The organism is Borrelia hermsii DAH (genome assembly GCF_023035675.1).
GTDB lineage: Bacteria > Spirochaetota > Spirochaetia > Borreliales > Borreliaceae > Borrelia > Borrelia hermsii.
The window spans coordinates 21,180-43,006 of sequence record NZ_CP073142.1; the positions used below are offsets into that span (position 1 = coordinate 21,180).

The following is a 21,827-nucleotide window of genomic DNA, read 5'->3' on the forward strand; positions in this document are numbered from 1 at the left end:
GTTATAAATCTATTACATAATAAATTTGTTATTAAATTTTGTAATAAGGAGAAACATTTTTCTCCTTATGCTTTTTTGCGGCCTTATATTATCTTGCTAATTAAATTAAATAAATATATATTAGCTTATAATAACTATTATATATTAATACTATTGCTAACAATATTAATAAATATATTCAATAAATTTGTTTAATCTTGAAAATAAGGAGAATATTTTGAAATACAAGATTTTTATTATATTCATTTTAACAGGTTTGCTTCTACCGCTCTTAGCTCTGGTTTCTTGCAACTCAGAACCTGAAAAAACAGAGGGAGTAAAATTAGGAGCAAAATTAAATGCAAACACTCCTACACCTAAGCCTGGTGGACTAACTGGTGGTGGGCTACGCAAGCTCGATCCACCACCAAAGCCTGGCGGCGGAGCAACTGATCCTGGCAACAGTGCAGGTAATCATCCTGGCGGCGGAGCAACTGATCCTGGCAGCGGTGCGGGCAATCATCCTGGCGGCGGAGCAACTGATCCTGGCGGAGGGGCAACTACTGGTCCTAGCGGAGGGGCAACTAGTCCTGGCGGCGGAGCAACTGATCCTAACGGTGGGGCAACTGATCCTGGCAGCGGTGCGGGCAATCATCCTGGCGGAGGTGCAGACCAACAGGATGAAGCTGAAAAACAGGATATTATTGATTACTTCACAAAACTTATGCATCAAGGAATAAAAAAAAGCATAAGCATACATAATGATACAACTTGGAGTGAAGTTGGAGAAAGTTACAACCTTCAAACTTCCGCTCAATTCTTCGGTGTAATTCAGTATACTGATGCTAAAAAACAGAAAAAACTTTATAATACTCAGGATGATGAGAGTAAAACAGCTAGACGCGAAATGTACCTGGCCTTTGAATATTTGCTACCATACATTGAAGCTTTTGGAGCACTTGCAAACAAAATGGCAGCAGCTCAAAATGTACAAATGAAAACCGAGCTTACAAATATGGTGAAGAAGATAAGACAATATGCTAGGGCTTTCTACTTAACAGCATGCAATCCGCTAATTAAAAAACAAGACAAGCTTATGGAGCTGGACCTAAGTGATTTACAAACACTTAAAGCAAAGGTTGGAGCAATTAATACAGAATATAAAAATATTAATTTCTTATTTATAAATTCAATCTATAATGATTATTATAATAACATAGAAATTGGTACCGCTAAACATACACTTCAAGATAATGCTACCGCTGAGGAAATACAAGCTTATCTAAACGGCAAATTCACTTCAGTTGAATCCGAATTCAATACAGTCATAAAGGAAGCTCCCGATGTTGCCGGTATCTTAAATAAAATTCAATAAGATATAAATATCGGTTATAAATCTATTACATAATAAATTTGTTATTAAATTTTGTAATAAGGAGAAACATTTTTCTCCTTATGCTTTTTGCAGCCTTATATTATCTTGCTAATTAAATTAAATAAATATATATTAGTTTATAATAACTATTATATATTAATACTATTGCTAACAATATTAATAAATATATTCAATATATTTGTTTAATCTTGAAAATAAGGAGAATATTTTGAAATACAAGATTTTTATTATATTCATTTTAGCAGGTTTGCTTCTACCGCTCTTAGCTCTGGTTTCTTGCAACTCAGAACCTGAAAAAACAGAAATAGTAAAATTAGGAGCAAAATTAAAGGCAAACACTCCTACACCTAAGCCTGGTGGACTAACTGGTGGTGGGCTACGCAAGCACGATCCACCACCAAAGCCTGGCGGCGGAGCAACTGATCCTGGCGGAGGGGCAACTACTGGTCCTAGCGGAGGCGCAACTGATCCTGGCGGAGGAGCAACTGATCCTGGCAGCGGCGCGGGCAATCATCCTGGCGGAGGCGCAACTGATCCTGGCGGAGGGGCAACTGATCCTGGCAGCGGCGCGGGCAATCATCCTGGCGGAGGCGCAACTGATCCTGACGGAGGGGCAACTACTGGTCCTAGCGGAGGGGCAACTACTAGTCCTGGCGGAGGGGCAACTAGTCCTGGCGGCGGAGCAACTACTGGTCCTAGCGGAGGGGCAACTAGTCCTGGCGGCGGAGCAACTACTGGTCCTAGCGGAGGGGCAACTAGTCCTGGCGGCGGAGCAACTACTGGTCCTAGCGGAGGGGCAACTAGTCCTGGCGGCGGAGCAACTACTAGTCCTGGCGGAGGGGCAACTAGTCCTGGCGGCGGAGCAACTACTAGTCCTAGCGGAGGGGCAACTACTAGTCCTGGCGGAGGGGCAACTAGTCCTGGCGGCGGTGCGGGCAATCATCCTGGCGGCGGAGCAACTACTGGTCCTAGCGGAGGGGCAACTAGTCCTGGCGGCGGAGCAACTGATCCTAACGGTGGGGCAACTGATCCTGGCAACAGTGCAGGTAATCATCCTGGCGGAGGGGCAACTAGTCCTGGCGGCGGAGCAACTACTGGTCCTAGCGGTGGGGCAACTAGTCCTGGCGGCGGAGCAACTACTGGTCCTAGCGGAGGGGCAACTAGTCCTGGCGGCGGAGCAACTGATCCTGGCAGCAGTGCGGGTAATCATCCTGGCGGCTGGGTAACTAGTCCTGGCGGCGGAGCAACTGATCCTGGCAGCAGTGCGGGTAATCATCCTGGCGGCTGGGTAACTGGTCCTGTCGGCGGAGCTGCAGACCAACAGGATGAAGCTGCAAAACAGAATACTATCGATTACTTAATAAGCTTTATTATTCCAGCAATAAAAACCAAAATAAACATACATAATGATGCAACTTGGAATGAGGGCGGAGAAGATTATAACATCTCAGGAGCCAATCAATTCTTCGGCGCAATTCAGTATACTGATGCTCAGAAGCAGCCAAAACTTTATAATACTCAGGATGATGAGAGTAAAACAGCTAGACGCGAAATGTACCTAGGTTTTGGTTATTCTCCACCACACATTGAAGCTTTTGGGAAACTTGCCAACAAAATGGTAGCAGCTCAAAATGTACAAATGAAAACTGATCTCGAAAATATGGTGGATAAGATAAGAAAATATAGTAAAGCTTACTATTTAACAACATACAATACGCTAAATGACAAACAAGATAAGCTTATGAAGCTGGCTCTAAGTGATTTACAAATACTGAAAGAAAGGTTTAGTGAAATTGATTCATCAAATAGCGATATTAACTCAAAATTCGTATATTCAATCGCAAAGGATTGCCATGAGGACATAAAAATTGGTACCGCTAAACATCAACTTAAAACTACTGCTACCGCTGAGGAAATACAAGATTATCTAAAAGACAAATTCGATTCAGCTGAATCCGACTTCGATAACGCCATAAATACAGCTAATGAGATTGCCGGTATCTTAAATAAGATTCAATAAGATATCAATATCGGCTATAAATATATTACATAATAAATTCTGTAATTAAATTTTGTAATAAGGAGAAACATTTTTCTCCTTATTCTTTTTTGCAGCCTTATATTATCTTGCTAATTAAATTAAATAAATATATATTAGTTTATAATAACTATTATATATTAATACTATTGCTAACAATATTAATAAATATATTCAATAAATTTGTTTAATCTTGAAAATAAGGAGAATATTTTGAAATACAAGATTTTTATTATATGCACTCTAACAGGTTTGTTTATACCTCTCTTAGCTCTGGTTTCTTGCAACTCAGAACCTGAAAAAACAGAGGAAGTAAAATTAAATGCAAACACTATTACACCTAAGCCTGGCAAGACTGATCCACTAAAGCCTGGTGGACTAACTGATGGGCTACGCAAGCCTGATAATCCTAACGGTGGGGCAACTGATCCTGGCGGTGGGGCAACTGATCCTAACGGTGGGGCAGCAGCAGGCAATTCTGGCAGCGGAGCTGCAAACCAACAGGATGAAGCTGAAAAACAGCGTATCATCAATACCTTAATAAACTTTATGCATCAAGTAATAAAAGACAAAATAAACTCACATAATAATGCAACTTGGGATGAGGTCGGAGAAGATTATAACATCTCAGGTGCCAATCAATTATTTGATGTAATTCAGTATACTGATGCTCAGAAGCAGCAAAAACTCTATAATACTCAGGATGATGAGAGCAAAGTAGCTAGACGCGAAATGTACCTAGGCCTTGATTATAAGAAAGACTACATTAAAGCTTTTGGGGCACTTGCAAACAAAATGGTAGCAGCTCAAAATGTACAAATGAAAACCGAGCTTGCAAATATGGTGGACAAGATAAGACAATATGCTAGAGCTTTCTACTTCACAGCATTCAATCCGCTAATTAACAAAAAGGATAAGCTTATGGAGCTGGATCTAAGTGATATAGAAACACTGGGAATAAAGTTCCAAGCAATTCGTTCAGCATATAGCAATATTTTCTCAAAATTCGTATATTCAATCTACAGTGATTACGATGAGAACATAGAAATTGGTACCGCTAAACATACACTTCAAGATAATGCTACCGCTGAGGAAATACAAGCTTATCTAAACGGCAAATTCACTTCAAATGAATCCTACTTCGATAAAATCATAATGGAAGCTACCGATATTGCTGATATCTTAAATAAGATTCAATAAGATATAAACACCGGTCATAAATCTATTACATAATAAATTTTGTAATAAGGAGAAACATTTTTCTCCTTATTCTTTTTGCATTCTTATATTATTTAAATAAAAATTACTAAATGCCATAAATGCAACCATTTATGCAATATTGCATCCTAACTGAAGGTTACTATTTCTGATATCTTATATGCTTGACATATACATTCAACAAACATATAATGTCATTTAACTATAATTACTAACTTATTTACCAACTAATGATTATAGCTAAAGCAAGGGGAATATTTTGAAACACAATTTTTTTGTTGTATTCATTGTCATACTCATTTTAATAAGCTTAATTACTTGCAACTCAAACTTAAACAGGGCAGAAATAGACAGAAGAGCACGTCAAGTTCAAGAAGAGATAAGAAAAAAAGAGGAAAAAGCAAAAAGGAAAACACAAGAAGCAATAAAACAAACATTCATAGAAATACCAGAAGACGAAGTAACAAAACAAGCAAAAGAAAAAAGAAAAAAACAACTATTAAATGAAATACTAAGAATAAATCCATAGTAATAAGTAAAGAGGATAATTAATGTACCGAAAGACAAACCTGCAAGATTACCTAGCAACCTTGATATTAAATCCAATAAATGTATAATGTTATTGTAAGCATTATTAAATAATAACTGTTAATTATAACTATTAATTGATCTGTTTCTACGAGTTGGGGGAATATTTTGAAAACTAACATTTCTATCATTACTTTAATTACCATAATTATAATCACCACTTTAACTTGCAAAGCGAATCTTGACAAGGCTGTAGAAATAGAAAAAATACTAAAAGAAGCAGAAATAGAAACAGTAGTAGCAACGAGAAAAGCAACAAAGGCAGCAACAAAGGCAGCAGAAAAAGCAAAAACAGCACGAACAGCAACAGACAAAGCACTAGAAGCAATAGTGGTATCATCAGCAGAAGCAATAAAAGAAGCAGAAAAAGCAATAAAAGAAGCAGAAAAGCAAAAAGAAGTCGCACAAAATGAAAAAGAACGAACAGAAAAAGAAAAACTAATAATAGAAAACAAGACAAAACAATTCGAAGCACAAATAGAAAAAACACGGAAGCAGGATTTAACACAGATTAAACTTATGCAAGCAAAGCTTGAACTAGGACACAAAATTCAAGATACCGCAAGACTGCTAATGAAATACGACAATGATTATTGGATTGAACCGCCTGATCAATTTGGACTGCACGATAGCACTTCTAACAACAAGGCATTTGATGTGCTCAAGCAAGGCCCAAATCCATATTATCATAGCGATAATAAGGAGACTAGAAAGAAAATTTACTTGGTATTTGAGTACCAGGATACTTACATAAAGTCTCTTGGAGAAATTCTTAACAAAATTGCAAAGGATTCTTATCTGCCACCTGACCAGGAAAAGCAAAAAACTTCTGCACATGATCAGGCTAATAACTTATTACAAGAGATCATAAATAACATTCATGAGCATTTCGATCGCTACTTTAGCGATGCATTTAGAATACCAAGTAATCAACAAAATAAAATTGACTCTTTAGAGCTTAGCGGCCTACAAGAACTTCTAAAAAAATTTGAGGCACTTCAAAAGATAAGACATACTTGCAAAATGTACGCAACAAAGATTTACAATGATTTCCAGAATGATAAAAACAAAATTAGAACTGGTGGTATCAAAAAAATAGAAGAATATATAACCAACAATGCATACAGAAACAAATTTAAAGAGGCAATTGAACAAATTAAAACACTAATCACCCAGATTAATAACATTATATATAAAACATAAATCTCTTATTCAATATCGATTCAATACTGATTGATATGGAGCAAATGAATTAACATTGATTTTAGAATCTATATCTAAACTTAATATCAAGATTAACTATGAAGATAGCTATGAAAATAACTATCTTACTACCTAGCCAATATTGATATTAAAATCTAATAAATGTATACTATTGCTAGTAAGCATTATCAAATAATAACCGTTAATCATAACTGTTAGTTGGTCTGTGCCTACAAGTTGGGGGAATATTTTGAAACACAAAGCTCTTATCATCACTTTAATTACCTTAGTTGCCATCACCACCTTAACTTGCAAAACAGATCTAAGTTCAGAATTAGAAAAAGCACTAAAAGAAGCAAAAGACGCGGAACAAATAGTCTTAGAAGCACAAGCAGTAAGAGCAAATGCAGAACTAAACGCAATAATAAAAGAAATAGAAGCGGAAGCAGAAATGGAAGCACAAAAAATCACAGAAATTGAAGCAGTACTAGCAACAACAATAACGCAAGCAAAACAAAAAACCGCAGAAGCGGCAATAATAAAACAAGAAACCGCAAAACAAGAAATACAGCAGACACAAGACGAAATACTAAAAGCAAAAATACAAGCAATAAAAATAGCAATAGAACTGAATCAAAATTTAAGACAGATCATAATCAATAAATTAAAGTCTAAAGTTGAAGATAACGCAACAATATTAAATATGCACACAGATACCAATTGGCACGAGCCTAGTGATCACTTTGGAATGACATCTCTACCAGGCCAGCAAAGAAACATTAGTGCATTTAATAGAGCAAGCAAAAAATACGATCAAAAAGGCTACGAAACCTACCCTTACCTCTTAGAAAGCAATCAAGCCGCCAAAGACAGGAGAAAAATTTACTTAAGTTTTAAGTACGATAGAATCAGTATTCAAAAATATGGAGAGATTTTTAACAGACTAATAGATGCTGGCACACATTTAGCCGTCGAAGATATTCTTAATGTAACGATTGATTATGCTAATGCTTATTTTGAAGTTGCATTAATGACGCTGCGTAACAAACAAGACAAGCTTAACTCTTTAAGTCTTGCAAGGCTAAAAGAACTTCAAAGCGCATTTGAACGACTTGAAACAAAAAAGCAGAATTTTGAAAATTACATGAAAACACTCTATAATGATTACCACAATAATAACTATAATATTAAAGATGGTAATTACAAAAACATAATAGCCTACATGTCTGCTAACAAATATAAAGAAAGACTCACAACAACAGCTAACATAATAACAAGCCTAGCTAACCAGTTCAAAAACTTACTTGAGCAAATATAAAAACTTCTATTTGACATCTTAAACTCAATATCAAGATTAATTATTAAAATAACTATTCTTACCTAGAAATCTTGATATTAAAACCCAATAAATGTATAATTCATAATTATTGCTTAATAAGCATTATTAAATAATAATATTGATTATAACTGTTAATTGATCTGTTTCTACAAGTTGGGAGAATATTTTGCAAACTAACATTTCTATCATCACTTTAATTACCTTAATTGCCATTACCACCTTAACTTGCAAAGCAGATCTAAGCTCAGAATTAGAAAAAGCACTAAAAGAAGCAAAAGACGCGAAACAAATGGCCTTAAAAGCGCAAATAATAAGAACAGACGCAGAACAAAGAAGACAAAAAAAACTTATAATCGCTATATTAAAAAGCAAAATTACAAAGGCCAAATATACATTAAAGATACACAAGAATGATGCTTGGATAGAAGACAATGATATATATGAAATAAATGCACAAGGCCAAGCATTTCATATAGCTAAGAATAGCGATACTGGTGAGGTCTATGCAAGTGACCGCAATAAGACTGCCAGAAAGCAAATTTATTTAGCCCTTGAGCATCGCCGATCAGTCATCACAAATTTTGGAGAAATCCTAAGTAAACTAGCAGAGGGTGCAAATACCAATGTTAATTACGCACCAAATGAACATGATCTTCAAACAGAATATAATATTTTAATAGAAAATATCCTAACTGAAGCAAAAAAATATGCGCATAATTACTTTGAAATTGCATTAATACCACTGCACGATAAACAAGATAAGCTTAACTCTTTAAGTTTAGATGATTTGCAAAACCTTAAAGACAAATTTGATGAACTTCAAAAGATAAGGGATACTTGCAAAATGTACGCAGAAACAATTTACAATGATTTTCAAAATGATCAAGATCATATCAAAGATGGTGCTGCTGCTAACTTAAGAAACTACATAAATCAAAATAATTATAAGAATAAATTCAAAGAATTGGTTAAAAAAACAGAAGAAACGGCTTATCAAATTAACCAAATCTTAAATAAGATAAAAATATATTGATTTGCATATTTATTTACAAGCAACTTCATAAAAGAAAATATTCTTCCTTGATTTAAAATCATACTTAAAATTAAAAGCACATTCAAAACAAACGGTTTTTCAATACACATACATAAATCACATTTCAATAATCAAATTCCAACTTAAAAATTTATGATAAGATACAATCTTTATCTTACATCTTGATGTTTTAATTAAAATAAATGTATAATATTATTTAATAATAATTACTAACTAATAATTTTTCAACTTGTATTTTCAAATCATACTTACACAATTTAATTATTAATTAGTTTTTAATTCTAAAAACAAGGAGAATATTTTGCAAAACTTTTTTATTATCACATTTTTACTATCACTCTTAGTTCTAGTTGCTTGCAATTCAGGAACTGACCAAACAAATAATAAAGGCGGAACTCCCTTAACAGAAGAAATGTATAAAGCAGAACTGGAAAAACAAAAAATAGAGTATGCACTAATGGAATTAAATCTAAGGGCTACCATTGCTCAAAAGACATTAGATATCCACTCAGATAAGAATTGGAGCGAAGACCCGGCTCAATTTAAAATGCATGACGCTACCAACAATAATGCGGCATTCGACATACTTAAAAAAGATACCAAAGCATACAACCATAATGACAACAAAAATCTCAGGAGAAAATTTTACCTAGCCTTAGAATATCACACTGATTCCATTACATCCTTTGGATTGATTTTAAATAAACTAGCAGAGGGTGCAGTTGATCAACCGCCAAACCCACAGTACAAATTGCTTGAAGCAATCGTAGACAAAGTAACTGCTCTTAGCACAAATTACTTTGAAACTGCATTCATACCGCTGACTAACAAAAAAGATAAACTTAACTCTTTAAGTATAGATGACCTAGAATCACTTCAAACGCACTTTAGAGATCTTGACGAGAAAAGACAAATTATTAGACAAAGTGCAGATGCAATACAAAACAAATTCAAGGATCCTCAGGGCAATATAGGACAACAAGATCAGTTAATAAAACACATAGATGATAACAAAAAAGAATTTATAGAATCATTTGCAGCAATAGAACAAATAGCTAAGGAAATTAAAAGCATTTTAGATACAATATAAAAACGCTATATATTTTAAAATAACTTTAAGGAGCAAAGTATACTTTGCTCTTTCTTATATTGTTTAAAAACATCTTATATCATATTTCTAATAAAAATACGCATATTCCCTACCCTACACAAAGCACGCATGTAAACACATAAATTTATTTCTTAGGAATCATATCTGCTTATTTATATTGATATTTTAATTAAAATAAATATATAATGTTATTTAATAATAATTACTAACTAATAATTTTTAAACTTGCATTATCAAATCATACTTACACAATTAATGATTAAATTATTGATTAGTTCTTAACTCTACAAACAAGGAGAATATTTTGAAACATAAACATATTTTTTTAATCTTGTCTATCGCGTTTATTTTACCACTACTTACTCTGGTTGCTTGTAATGCAAAACCTGAAAAATTGGGGAGGGATAAAAAATTTCCTGAATCGCCAGCCATTCAAGCAATACAAGCACAAATAAAACAGCATAAACGGGAATTTATAATCGCTAAATTAAAACTTAGAGTCCCAAAATACGAAAAGATGTTAAATGATCATATCAACTACGCCTGGATTGAAGATGGTGATGTGCAGCATAGATGGAAGAACTATGGGCCAGGAGGAAGGCAATATGGAATGCATCGCGCCAACCTAGCTCGGAATATATTTTTTATAATTCTCTCTCCTTATAATCGCAATTTGACATATGGCGCGCCTGAGTCAAAAGATGCCAGATCAAAAATTTATTTGGCATTTGAGTATAACGAAAACCTCATTGAAGATTTTGGAGAGGTACTTTGGTCGCTAGGAGGTCGAGCTGCTACATTTCATCATGGGGGATTAGGTATACGTAATCCCAATGAATACAATAAGTTAGTTCAAGAAATTGCGGATAAAACAGGAGAGTATGCTTGTAATTACTTTGAAGTTGCATTTGGAGAACTAATTAAAAAGCAAAATAACCTTAACTCTTTAAGTTACGACATGCTGCAAGCACTTGATCAAAAGTTTGATAAGCTTATAGCAGAAAGGGAAATGCATATCAAAGACGCAAAAACAATTTACAATGATCTTAAGGCCAATAAAGGGGAAATTAAAAAGGATAAGAATGCTGCTAAATTAAAGGATTACCTAATAAAACATAAGCCAAAATTCGAAAATTCATTTGAAGTAGTAAAAACACTAGCTAGGGAAATTAAAAATATTTTAGATACAATATAATGCCTATACATTTTAAAATAACTTCATAACGCTACTAGGAGCAAAGTACACTTACATTTGGCTCCTTTTTTATTGTTTAAAAACATCTTATATCATATTTATATTGATATTTTAATTAAAATAAATATATAATGTTATTTAACAATTATTATTAAATAACATTATTAAACTTGCATTATCAAATTATATTTACACAATTAATATGATTAAACTAATCATTAGTTCTTAACTCTACAAACAAGGGGTATATTTTGAAACATAAACATATTTTTTGGGTACCTTCTATCACATTTATTATCATATTTATTTTACCACTACTCACTCTGATTTCTTGTAATGCAGAACCTGGAAAAAAGGAAGGCTCCCCTCAATCACCAACAGAAAATGCAGCTATTCAAGCATTAAAAGCAAAACTAAAGCAGCATAAACGGGAATTTATAACCGCTAAATTAAAACTTAGAGTTCCAAAATACGAAAAAATGTTAAATGATCATATTAACTACGCCTGGATTGAAGATGGTGATGTGCAGCATAGATGGAAGAACTATGGACCAGGGGGAGACCAATATGGAATGGCACAACGGAATCAGGCGGCATTTCATGTAACCACCTCTCCTTATAATCGCAATTTGTCATATAGCAATCCAACGGCAAAAGACGCCAGATCCAAAATTTATTTGGCATTTGAATATAACGAAACCCTTATTAGAGCTTTTGGCAGGGTACTTAACGCACTAGCATTGTTTACTATTCCATTTGATCTAGCCTCAAAAAGCATACCTAATCCCAATAAATACAATAAGTTAGTTCAAGAAATTGCAGATAAAACAGGAGAGTATGCTTGTAATTACTTTGAAATTGCATTTGGAGAACTACTTAAAAAGCAAAATAATATTAACTCTTTAAGTTACGACATGCTGCAAGAACTTGATCAAAAGTTTGATAAGCTTATAGCAGAAAGGGAAATGCACATCAAAGACGCAGAAACTATCCTTAATGATTTTAAGGCCGATAAAGACCAAATTCAAAATGATACTGCTAAATTAAAGGATTACCTAATAAAACATAAGACAAAATTTAATAATTCATTTGAAGTAGTAAAAACACTAGCTAGGGAAATTAAAAACATTTTAGATACAATATAACGCTTATACATTTTAAAATAACTTCATAACTACTCTAAAAGGAGCAAAGCTACTTATGCTCCTTTTTATTGTTTAAAAACATCTTATTATCTGCTTATTTATATTGATATTTTAATTAAAAAAAATATATAATATTATTTAATAACAATTACTAACTAATAATTTTTAAACTTACGTTATCAAATTACACTTATACAATTAATATGATTAAATTATTAATTAGTTCTTAACTCTACAAACAAGGAGAATATTTTGAAACATAAACATATTTTTTGGGTACCTTCTATCACATTTATTATCATATTTATTTTACCACTACTCACTCTGATTGCTTGCAATGCAGAACCTGGAAAAACGGAAAGCTCCCCTCAATCACTAACGGGAGATGCGGCTATTCAAGTATTAAAAGCAAAATTAAAGCAGCATAAACGGGAATTTATAACCATCAAATTAAAACTTAGAGTTCAAAAATACGAAAAGATGTTAAATGATCATATCCTTTATGCCTGGATTGAAGATGGTGATGTGGACCATAAAGGGAAACCGTATAGCGGATATATAATAATAACCCAATATGGAATGGGGGGACATAATCAGGCATTTGGCATAATTAAATCTCCTTACAATACCGATGCGCATTATAATGATAATAATGATTCCGCTGCAAAAAAGGCCAGATCAAAAGTTTATTTGGCCTTTGAATATAACGAAAACCTCATTAGAGATTTTGGAAATGTACTTAACAAACTTGCAGCCTCTGCTGTTCCATTTAATAGAATCTTAGGCATACCTAATCCCAATGAATACAATAAGTTAGTTCAAGAAATTGCAGATAAAACAGGAGAGTATGCTTGTAATTACTTTGAAGTTGCATTTGGGGAGCTACTTAAAAAGCAAAATAACCTTAACTCTTTAAGTTACGACATGCTGCAAGAACTTGATCAAAAGTTTGATAAGCTTATAGCAGAAAGGGAAATGCACATCAAAGACGCAAAAACTATCCTTAATGACTTTAAGGCCGATAAAGATCGAATTCAAAGTGATGTCGCTAAATTAAAGGATTACCTAATAAAACATAAGACAAAATTTAATAATTCATTTGAAGTAGTCAAAACGCTAGCTAGGGAAATTAAAAACATTTTAGATACAATATAATACTTATATATTTTAAAATAACTTCATAACTCTACTAGGAGCAAAGTTACTTATGCTCCTTTTATATCACATTTTCTAATAAAAATGCGCATACTCCCTGCCCCACACAAAATACCCATATAAACACAGATATCATTTATTGGTGTTAATCATTATATCCATTATTATCTGCATATTTATATTGATATTTAAATCAAAATGAACATATAATGTTAATTAACAATAATTACTAATTAATAATTTATGAACTTGCATTATAATGCTCATGCAATTAATCGTAATTAAATTATTAATTGGTTCTTAACTTTACAAACGAGGAGAATATTTTGAAACATAAACATATTTTTTGGGTCCCTTCTATCGCCCTTATTTTCCCGCTCTTAGTTCTAATTGGTTGTAATCCAAATCACAAATCAAATGACACATTAAACACTGCTCCAAAAGACATATTCGCAAAAAGATCGTTAAGAGTAAAAAATATTTTAAATGCAAGAAGAAACTTAATAAACCAAATAAAGAACAAAGTCAAAACCGACCTAACTTTAATAAAGACACATGAAAAAGATATTATCAAGGAGTCTGGAACACAGCTTGGAATACAATGTGCAATCTTTGATGAAATTCACTACCAGAATGTGGTGCATGCGTCAAATAAAACATATCCCATAGACAAATACAAAATAAAGCTATTCCACGCATCTTTAAATTACAATATAATAAGATTGAAATGGCTGGGAGAAATTCTGATTCAAATGCAAGCCCCTAATACTAAGAAAGGCAATAAACTTTATAAAGCAATCATAAACACAGGAATAGAATACTATCAAAAGCCATTTGAAGCACTCGTAAATCAAATCAATATGGAACAAGACAATTTAACTCTTCTGAATGCTAAACAACTAACAAACATTATAAACAATCTTAATACAATTGAAAACTTAAGAAAAATTTGGATATCATTTGTAGATAATACAATTAATGACTATAGGACTGATACAGATATTAAAAATAACAGCATAAAATTACTAGAACACATAATCACTAAATACACAAAAATAGAAGATAAAATTAATAGTATCAAAGACATAGCTCACAAAACTAATAAAATTTTAAAGACAATAAAACACAACTATTACATTAATCAATAGGTTGATCAAAATGCGAAATACAATACCTTGCAAAAAAATTCTTAAGATTTAATAAATTTCAAAACTAACATATAAGCTTAAATCACTTCAAATAAACTAAAATGCACCTAAAAGACCTACCATCAGGCCTGGCATATACAAGGCAATTGCCGCACTAACAAATATTATGATCAAAATTTTTATTATTTTTGATCAATTCACTTGACATTCAAATTCAATAGTGTATAATATCATTTAAGAATGATTATTAGATGATAATCAAAATTAAAGAAGGAGAATATTTTATGAGAAATATTTTAAATAACATTTTTATTGGATTTGCTTTAATAGCATTTATACTAGTTAGTTGTAACACAAAAGGCAGCGAACCTGCTACCCTACAAGACGCTCAAGGCAATAACCCAACAGCACAAACTCCATTAAAACCAATACCAGCCAAACCAGCAAATGATGTTGCCCAAACAAATGAAGCTCAAAAACAAATTGTAATAAATGCTCTTAAGCAAAAAGTCGCAAGTGAACAAGCCATGCAAAAAGGCAAGGTTGAAAAGACTAATCAATACGGAATGAAAGATGGAGTGTTTAAAAAATTAACTAACACCACTAATAACAAAACCTACGAAACTGCTGATAACAAGTCTTTAAGAGAAAAATTTTATGCATCTTTAGATTGGATCGAAAAAACCATTGAGGACTTTGGAAAAATCATTGCTCAAATCGAAGCAGACGCCACCCATAAAGGTACTTGGACTGCAGATCTAATAAAAGCAGGACAAAATATTCAAGAAGAACTTGATAAAGTAAACACTCAAATAGACGCAAAAAAAGACAAGCTTAATTCTTTAAGTCTTGAAAAACTAAACGAACTTAAAGTCAACTTTGAGAAAATTGAAAAATCAAAAAAGACTTGGAAAACATTTGTAGATGAGGTTATCGCAGATCATACGGCTGATAAAGGTAGCATCAAAAATGATGTTCAAAAATTAGCAGCACATATAAAGACATCATATGACAAGGACATCAAAGCTGCCCCTAAAAGCACTAAAGACACAGGTGCTGAAATTAAAAAAATACTAGATGAAATAAAATAACATCACAAAATACATTTAAATATAATCATTACAACCATAGAAGAGAAGATATTCTTCTCTTCTTTTTTAATTAAAAAACTTATAACTAATACCTCAGGATAAAATTAATTGCAAATCAACGCAACAAGAAAAATAATATTTTTCTCTTAGGTTTATTGGTTTTCAAATTATTTGATATACAATATCATATAAGAATCATTATCAATTTGATTGTGGTATAATAATATTAAGGAAGGAGAATATTTATGAGAAATATTTTAAATAACATTTTTGTTGCATTTGCTTTAACAGCATTTACACTAGTTGGTTGTAATCCAAAGGGCGGTGATTTTACTGCACTACAAGATACCCAAAGTGATAATGCAACAACACAAATTCCAGCAAACCTAAATCTAAATGACAAACAAAAACTCGCACAAAACGCCTTGGAAAAGGCTCAAGGCATAAAGTCAGACAAAGAAAAAGACAAAGAAAAAGATAAAGAAAAAGATAAAGCACCATTAATAGCATGGGTAACAAACAAAGCTCAAACTAGTATAGCTTCAATCAAGCAATATAAAAATAAGACTGAAGATGACGACCAATATGGAATGAAACAGGGGGTATTTAAATTATTAAAAAACTTGGGAAATCAAAAAACAGTAAATTCTGATGAGAATACAGCCCTCAGAAAGTTATTTTATTTATCCTTAGAGTGGAATGAAGACAAAATTAGAAAGTTCGGAATAATCTTTAACAAAATAGATCTAAATAACATCAATAATTTGACACAAAACATCTTCTTAGCAGGAGCAGGTCATGCTCAAAGATATTTTGAACAGATAATTAATATAATAGAGAACAAAAAAGATAATCTTAAGACCCCGTCTCTTCAAGAATTAAAAAATATTAAAAGCAAACTTGAGGAAATTTACGAATTAAAACAGAAATGGACAGATACTATTAATAATATCATTACGGATTATGAGGCTAATACCGATGACAGCCAAAATAACAACCAAGCATTATTAAAGCACATAAACTCTAAGTATGGTCGGGTATTTAAGGATGAAATTCCTAAAATTCAAGCACTAGCTCAAGATATTGAAAAAATTTTAAAATAACACTTTACAAAGCATTAGAACCTTAGGAAGGAAATTATTTTTTCCTTCCTTTCTTATTTTAGAGAAAATGCCAAAAGCAATAAAAATAAATCCCAACTAATAAATTACAAAAAAAATAATATTTTTTATTGGTTTTTCAAATTATTTGATATACAATGTCATATTGTAATTATTACTAATTTGATTACGATATATAATAATATTAAGGAAGGAGAATATTTATGAGAAATATTTTAAATAACATTTTTGTTACATTTGCTTTAACGGCATTTACACTAGTTGGTTGTAACCCAAAGGGCAGTGATCTTACTGCACTACAAGATACCCAAAGTAATGATACAACAACACAACAACACATAACGCTCAGCCCACAACTAGCTGCTAGCAATGTTAAATTAGAAGGAAAAAAAGGAAATTTAATACCTAAACCAGAATTAAAGCCAGAAAACCCAAATGACAAACAAAACCTTGCACAAAACGCTTTAGAAAAAGCTCAAGGCGTAAAGTCAGAAAAAGACAAAGAAAAAGATAAAGCACCATTAATAGCATGGATAACAAACAAAGCTCAAACTGATATGGCTTTAATAAACAAATATAATAATAATATTGAAGACACTGAGCAATACGGAATGAAACAGGGGGCATTTAAATTCTTAAAGAACACAGAAAATAATAAAATAATGAATTCTGTCGAAAATACACAATTAAGAAAGCAATTATATTCATCCTTAGACTGGAGCGAAGGCAAAATCAGAAAGTTTGGCACAATCTTGAACACAATAGAACGAAATGATCCCAATAATTTGGCAAAAACGATCTTATCAGCAGGAGTAAATTATGCTCAAGGATATTTTGAGTGGATAATTAGTATCACACACAACAAAATAGAGCATTTAAATAAATTAACACTTCGGAAATTAAAAAATATTAAAGTCAACTTTGAAAAAATTGATAAACTAAGACAGAAATGGAGAGATACTATTGACAACATCATTGCTAAGTATGAGGCTAATACTGATGGCATGCAAAATGACAACCAAGTATTAATAAACCATGTAAACTCTCAGCATGGCACAATATTTAAATATTTCATTCTTAACATGCAAGTAATAGCTCAAAATATTGAAAAAATTTTAAAATAACACCTTACAAAGCATTAAAACCTTAGGAAGGAAATTATTTTTTCCTTCCTTTGTCTTTTTACAGACAAAATACCAAAAAGCAATAAAAATAAAGCCCAACTAATAAATTACAAAAAATAATATTTTTTTCTTGAGTTTATTGGTTTTTAAATTATTTGATATACAATCTTATATAAGAATCATTATCAATTTGATTATGATATATAATAATATTAAGGAAGGAGAATATTTATGAGAAATATTTTAAATAACATTTTTGTTGCATTTGCTTTAACAGCATTTACACTAGTTGGCTGTAATCCAAAGGACGGTGATCTTACTGCACTACAAGATACCCAAAGTGATAATGCAACAACACAAATTCCAGCAAACCTAAATCTAAATGACAAACAAAAACTCGCACAAAACGCTTTAGAAAAAACTCAAAGCTTAAAATTAGAAGAAGATAAAGCACCATTAATAACCTGGATAACAAACAAAACTCAAACTGATACGGATTTAATAAACAAATATAACAATAATATTGAAGACCCTGAGCAATACGGAATGAAACAGGGAGCATTTAAATACTTAAGAAATTCAGCAAATCAAAAAACAATAAATTCTGTCGAAAATATACAATTAAGAAAGCGATTATATTCATCCCTAGAGTGGAACGAAAACACAATTAAAAAATTTGGAACAATTATAAATGAAATAGAAAACAATCAAAACAAGGATTTGGCAAAAAATATCTTAAACTCAGGAACAGATTATGCTCAAGGGAATTTTGAACAAATAATTGACAAAATAGAAAACAAAAAAGATAATCTTAAGACTTTGACAATTCAAGAATTAAAAAATATTAAAAGCAAACTTGAAGATATTGACACATTAAGACAGAAATGGAAAGATACTATCAATAACATCATTGCTAAGTATGAGACTAATACTGATGGTATACAAAAGGATAGCCAAGAATTACTAAAATACGTAAACTATCAGTATGGCCGGGTATTCAAGGATGAAATTCCTAAAATTCAAGCACTAGCTCAAGATATTGAAAAAATTTTAAAATAACACTTTACAAAGCATTAGAACCTTAGGAAGGAAATTATTTTTTCCTTCCTTTGTCTTTTTACAGATAAAATACCAAAAAGCAATAAAAATAAAGCCCAACTAATAAATTACAAAAAATAATATTTTTTTCTTGAGTTTATTGGTTTTTAAATTATTTGATATACAATATTATATAAGAATCATTATCAATTTGATTATGATATATAATAATATTAAGGAAGGAGAATATTTATGAGAAACAATATTTTAAATAACATTTTTGTTACATTTGCTTTAACGGTATTTACACTAGTTGGTTGTAATCCAAAGGGCAGTGATCTTACTGCACTACAAGATACCCAAAGTGATAATGCAACAACACAACACATAACGCTCAGCCCACAACTAGCTGTTAGCAATGTTAAATTAGAAGGAAAAAAAGGAAATTTAATACCTAAACCAGAATTAAAGCCAGAAAACCCAAATGACAAACAAAACCTAGCACAAAACGCTTTAGAAAAAGCTCAAGGCGTAAAATCAGAAAAAGACAAAGAAGAAGATAAAGCACCATTAATAGCATGGATAACAAACAAAGCTAAAACTGATACGGATTTAGTAAACAAATATAACAATAATATTGAAGACGCTGATCAATATGGAATGAAACAGGGAGTATTTCAATACTTAAGAAATTCAGCAAATCAAAAAACAGCAAATTCTGTCGAAAATACACAATTAAGAAAGCAATTATATTCATCCTTAGACTGGAGCGGAGACAAAATCAGAAAGTTTGGAACAATCTTGAACACAATAAAACGAAATGATACCAATAATTTGGCAAAAACGATCTTATTAACAGGAATAAATTATGCTCAAGGACATTTTGAATGGATAATTAGTATAACATACGACAAAACAAAGCATTTAAATAAATTAACACTTCAAGAATTAAAAAATATTAAAAGCAAACTTCAAGAAATTGACAAATTAAGACAAAAATGGATAGATACTACCAATAACATCATTACCGATCATGAGGCTAATGCTAATGGCATACAAAAGGATAACCAAAAATTACTAAAGCACGTAAACTCTCAGTATGGCTGGATATTTAAGGATGAAATTCCTAAAATTCAAGTACTAGCTCAAGATATTGAAAAAATTTTAAAATAACGCTTTACAAAGCATTAGAACTTTAGGGGGGAAAAAATAATTTCCTTCCTTTATCTTTTTACAGATAAAATACCAAAAAGCAATAAAATCAACTAAATTCACAAAACCTATTCAGCAAATCTATTCTCGTACATCTTTTTTTTAATATCAATATTAATAATTGATCATATCTTAATAATTCCCGGTGTAATGGATCTAACTTATATTAATTGGTTATTATTCTCTTAACCAGTCTTTTAAGCACATATAAAGACCGTACAATCTGATTAAACAATGGATTAATCCCTTTCTCCTCATGATAGATATTTTCCAAATGGGCCAATATTATTTGTCTATCATTAGTCCTTGACGCTTCTCCTATATGCATTTTAATTTGAAATATTATGTTCTCCCTTAAATTAATCAATTCACGTAGTTGAAATGTAGCATTATTAATTTCATCTTCAGTTGCTAATTCCTTAAGTTTACCCAAAGCGTAATCATTTAAATGCATCTGCCGCCCATCCCCTCCTCTGGAAACAACTGCAACCCTACGTAAACTATTTAACACATTTTGAACAACTTCCCTATCCTTACGTCTTTGATAAACCCTTTGTCCCTCAACATTTTTACCGTCTCCTAAAGTCATCAATATACTCTCCAACTTCTCAATAAAAGTAACATCATACCCTAAACTCTCATAAACGTCATAGTGTGTATCTGGGGAGCTAAAATATTGTGGAAATTCTTTAAAAGGAATCTTAAATGAACGACCACCTTGTTTAAAGTTAGTTCTTAACTTTTTAAGCGATGTGCTAAACTGCCGTACCTCTCTTACTAATGTCTCATAAGGTGTATCGCTATCATTTGTATGCATTAGATCGCCAATTGGTATTTTTTCCTGTTTTAGTACGCTACTAGTCGTTATTCCGCTGCTGCTGGCCCCTTCCGATACCCTAGGGCTACGAGTTACTATTCTTTTTTTATCTTTTGACATACTTAATTTATCTTTTTCCCCACAAGATACAATGACTACAAATAATACCCAAAATAATATACTAAATTTTTTCATTAAAATCTCTCCTCTTTTTTGTTTTTCCACTATACAAACAATAATTAATCTTATATAATAAGTATTACATTATGATACTTATTATACGTTACAATCCATATGATTTAAGGTTTTTAAATTATTACTTCGTCCATTCACAACAAACAATATTTAAAATATCAGCTTGGATACCCCAAGCTGATAGGTGGCTTAACCTTTTTTAAATCTTTATTACTTCTTTTCAATATTTACTATGGATAAACTACTGTTTCTATGATCTTTTTATAGAAGTTACTTCTTGTATGCTTTTTAAACTCTAAGAACGCTAAATTCACTAGAGCTGATCCACAAACTTAACTTCAGGCTGTTTTAAGCTTAGTCTTTATTTCTCTTGTTCTTTAACACTTGAATATAGCCTAAATTCATAGTTTGATTAACACTCATTGTATTTAAGCATTGTAACATAATATTGGGACAAATTCATCCCGCACCTAAATTTAAAATCTCTGAAATTTTTTCAAAAAAAAGGTCTGAAACAGACCTAAATAAACTAATTTCTTTATTTTCATGTTTAATCTTATATTTAATCTTTACACTAAATAAAAGACATGACAAAAGACATATTGGTTTAAGTAACATACACATAACATAATAATTAATGCTATTGTGTATTATACTATG

The 21,827-nt window shown here is 31.7% G+C and carries 19 protein-coding genes; 17 read left to right on the forward strand and 2 right to left on the reverse strand.

From position 1 onward, the window contains the following. The first annotated feature begins 217 nt into the window (after positions 1 to 217). The 17 genes from bhDAH_RS05820 to bhDAH_RS05905 all read left to right on the forward strand — a co-directional run bounded on the left by bhDAH_RS05820 (position 218) and on the right by bhDAH_RS05905 (position 20,116). A complete protein-coding gene (locus bhDAH_RS05820) occupies positions 218 to 1,354 on the forward strand; it encodes a virulence associated lipoprotein (RefSeq protein ID WP_062705809.1) in 1,137 nt (378 codons plus the stop codon). A 229-nt stretch (positions 1,355 to 1,583) separates the two neighbouring features. Next, a complete protein-coding gene (locus tag bhDAH_RS07500) occupies positions 1,584 to 3,395 on the forward strand; it encodes a virulence associated lipoprotein (protein WP_064536590.1) in 1,812 nt (603 codons plus the stop codon). A gap of 231 nt (positions 3,396 to 3,626) precedes the next feature. Continuing rightward, positions 3,627 to 4,613: a virulence associated lipoprotein gene (locus bhDAH_RS05835; RefSeq protein WP_062705815.1), complete on the forward strand. Its 987-nt coding sequence runs from the start codon at positions 3,627 to 3,629 to the stop codon at positions 4,611 to 4,613. A 277-nt stretch (positions 4,614 to 4,890) separates the two neighbouring features. After that, the gene (locus bhDAH_RS05840; protein WP_020732360.1) at positions 4,891 to 5,160 is read left to right on the forward strand and encodes a hypothetical protein; all 270 of its coding nucleotides are present in this window, start codon (positions 4,891 to 4,893) and stop codon (positions 5,158 to 5,160) included. Between the two features lie 167 nt (positions 5,161 to 5,327). Then, the gene (locus tag bhDAH_RS05845) at positions 5,328 to 6,422 is read left to right on the forward strand and encodes a CRASP family complement regulator-acquiring lipoprotein (RefSeq protein WP_020732362.1); all 1,095 of its coding nucleotides are present in this window, start codon (positions 5,328 to 5,330) and stop codon (positions 6,420 to 6,422) included. A 250-nt stretch (positions 6,423 to 6,672) separates the two neighbouring features. Further along, positions 6,673 to 7,740: a virulence associated lipoprotein gene (locus bhDAH_RS05850; RefSeq protein ID WP_020732364.1), complete on the forward strand. Its 1,068-nt coding sequence runs from the start codon at positions 6,673 to 6,675 to the stop codon at positions 7,738 to 7,740. 187 nt (positions 7,741 to 7,927) lie between these two features. After that, entirely contained in the window at positions 7,928 to 8,794 is an 867-nt protein-coding gene (locus bhDAH_RS05855; protein ID WP_020732365.1) for a virulence associated lipoprotein, read from the forward strand. Between the two features lie 322 nt (positions 8,795 to 9,116). Further along, the gene (locus tag bhDAH_RS05860) at positions 9,117 to 9,905 is read left to right on the forward strand and encodes a virulence associated lipoprotein (protein ID WP_062705820.1); all 789 of its coding nucleotides are present in this window, start codon (positions 9,117 to 9,119) and stop codon (positions 9,903 to 9,905) included. 325 nt (positions 9,906 to 10,230) lie between these two features. Further along, positions 10,231 to 11,121 carry a virulence associated lipoprotein gene (locus bhDAH_RS05865; RefSeq protein WP_020732367.1) on the forward strand — a complete coding sequence of 297 codons (891 nt, stop codon included), beginning with the start codon at positions 10,231 to 10,233 and terminating at the stop codon, positions 11,119 to 11,121. A 251-nt stretch (positions 11,122 to 11,372) separates the two neighbouring features. Further along, positions 11,373 to 12,266: a virulence associated lipoprotein gene (locus bhDAH_RS05870; RefSeq protein ID WP_020732368.1), complete on the forward strand. Its 894-nt coding sequence runs from the start codon at positions 11,373 to 11,375 to the stop codon at positions 12,264 to 12,266. 252 nt (positions 12,267 to 12,518) lie between these two features. Further along, complete coding sequence (locus bhDAH_RS05875; protein WP_020732369.1) at positions 12,519 to 13,421, forward strand: virulence associated lipoprotein; 903 nt, start codon at positions 12,519 to 12,521, stop codon at positions 13,419 to 13,421. A gap of 326 nt (positions 13,422 to 13,747) precedes the next feature. Beyond that, on the forward strand, positions 13,748 to 14,569 hold the full coding sequence (locus bhDAH_RS05880) for a virulence associated lipoprotein (RefSeq protein WP_020732370.1): 822 nt from the start codon (positions 13,748 to 13,750) through the stop codon (positions 14,567 to 14,569). A gap of 284 nt (positions 14,570 to 14,853) precedes the next feature. Then, positions 14,854 to 15,660: a complement regulator-acquiring protein gene (locus bhDAH_RS05885; protein ID WP_020732371.1), complete on the forward strand. Its 807-nt coding sequence runs from the start codon at positions 14,854 to 14,856 to the stop codon at positions 15,658 to 15,660. A 245-nt stretch (positions 15,661 to 15,905) separates the two neighbouring features. Then, positions 15,906 to 16,763 (forward strand): complement regulator-acquiring protein, encoded by an 858-nt coding sequence (locus bhDAH_RS05890; RefSeq protein WP_062705823.1) that lies wholly within the window; start codon positions 15,906 to 15,908, stop codon positions 16,761 to 16,763. Positions 16,764 to 16,984: 221 nt separating this feature from the next. Next, on the forward strand, positions 16,985 to 17,905 hold the full coding sequence (locus bhDAH_RS05895; RefSeq protein ID WP_062705826.1) for a complement regulator-acquiring protein: 921 nt from the start codon (positions 16,985 to 16,987) through the stop codon (positions 17,903 to 17,905). Between the two features lie 231 nt (positions 17,906 to 18,136). After that, positions 18,137 to 18,964 carry a complement regulator-acquiring protein gene (locus bhDAH_RS05900; RefSeq protein WP_062705829.1) on the forward strand — a complete coding sequence of 276 codons (828 nt, stop codon included), beginning with the start codon at positions 18,137 to 18,139 and terminating at the stop codon, positions 18,962 to 18,964. Positions 18,965 to 19,195: 231 nt separating this feature from the next. After that, entirely contained in the window at positions 19,196 to 20,116 is a 921-nt protein-coding gene (locus bhDAH_RS05905) for a complement regulator-acquiring protein (RefSeq protein ID WP_062705832.1), read from the forward strand. 205 nt (positions 20,117 to 20,321) lie between these two features. Here the strand turns inward: bhDAH_RS05905 and bhDAH_RS05910 are convergent, their stop codons facing one another. Together bhDAH_RS05910 and bhDAH_RS05915 are read right to left on the reverse strand one after the other, a co-directional pair. Then, positions 20,322 to 21,167: a hypothetical protein gene (locus bhDAH_RS05910; protein ID WP_020732373.1), complete on the reverse strand. Its 846-nt coding sequence runs from the start codon at positions 21,165 to 21,167 to the stop codon at positions 20,322 to 20,324. Positions 21,168 to 21,626: 459 nt separating this feature from the next. After that, the gene (locus bhDAH_RS05915; protein ID WP_155719664.1) at positions 21,627 to 21,785 is read right to left on the reverse strand and encodes a hypothetical protein; all 159 of its coding nucleotides are present in this window, start codon (positions 21,783 to 21,785) and stop codon (positions 21,627 to 21,629) included. Between the last annotated feature and the right edge of the window lie 42 nt (positions 21,786 to 21,827).

What these genes read in the sequence shown, in the direction of transcription:
- bhDAH_RS05905 (WP_062705832.1), top strand. Translation starts at nt 19,196, where the DNA reads ATGAGAAACAATATTTTAAATAACATTTTTGTTACATTTGCTTTAACG.
- bhDAH_RS05890 (WP_062705823.1), top strand. Translation starts at nt 15,906, where the DNA reads ATGAGAAATATTTTAAATAACATTTTTGTTGCATTTGCTTTAACAGCA.
- bhDAH_RS05895 (WP_062705826.1), top strand. Translation starts at nt 16,985, where the DNA reads ATGAGAAATATTTTAAATAACATTTTTGTTACATTTGCTTTAACGGCA.
- bhDAH_RS05915 (WP_155719664.1), bottom strand. Translation starts at nt 21,785, where the DNA reads ATGTTACTTAAACCAATATGTCTTTTGTCATGTCTTTTATTTAGTGTA.
- bhDAH_RS05900 (WP_062705829.1), top strand. Translation starts at nt 18,137, where the DNA reads ATGAGAAATATTTTAAATAACATTTTTGTTGCATTTGCTTTAACAGCA.
- bhDAH_RS05910 (WP_020732373.1), bottom strand. Translation starts at nt 21,167, where the DNA reads ATGAAAAAATTTAGTATATTATTTTGGGTATTATTTGTAGTCATTGTA.
- bhDAH_RS05885 (WP_020732371.1), top strand. Translation starts at nt 14,854, where the DNA reads ATGAGAAATATTTTAAATAACATTTTTATTGGATTTGCTTTAATAGCA.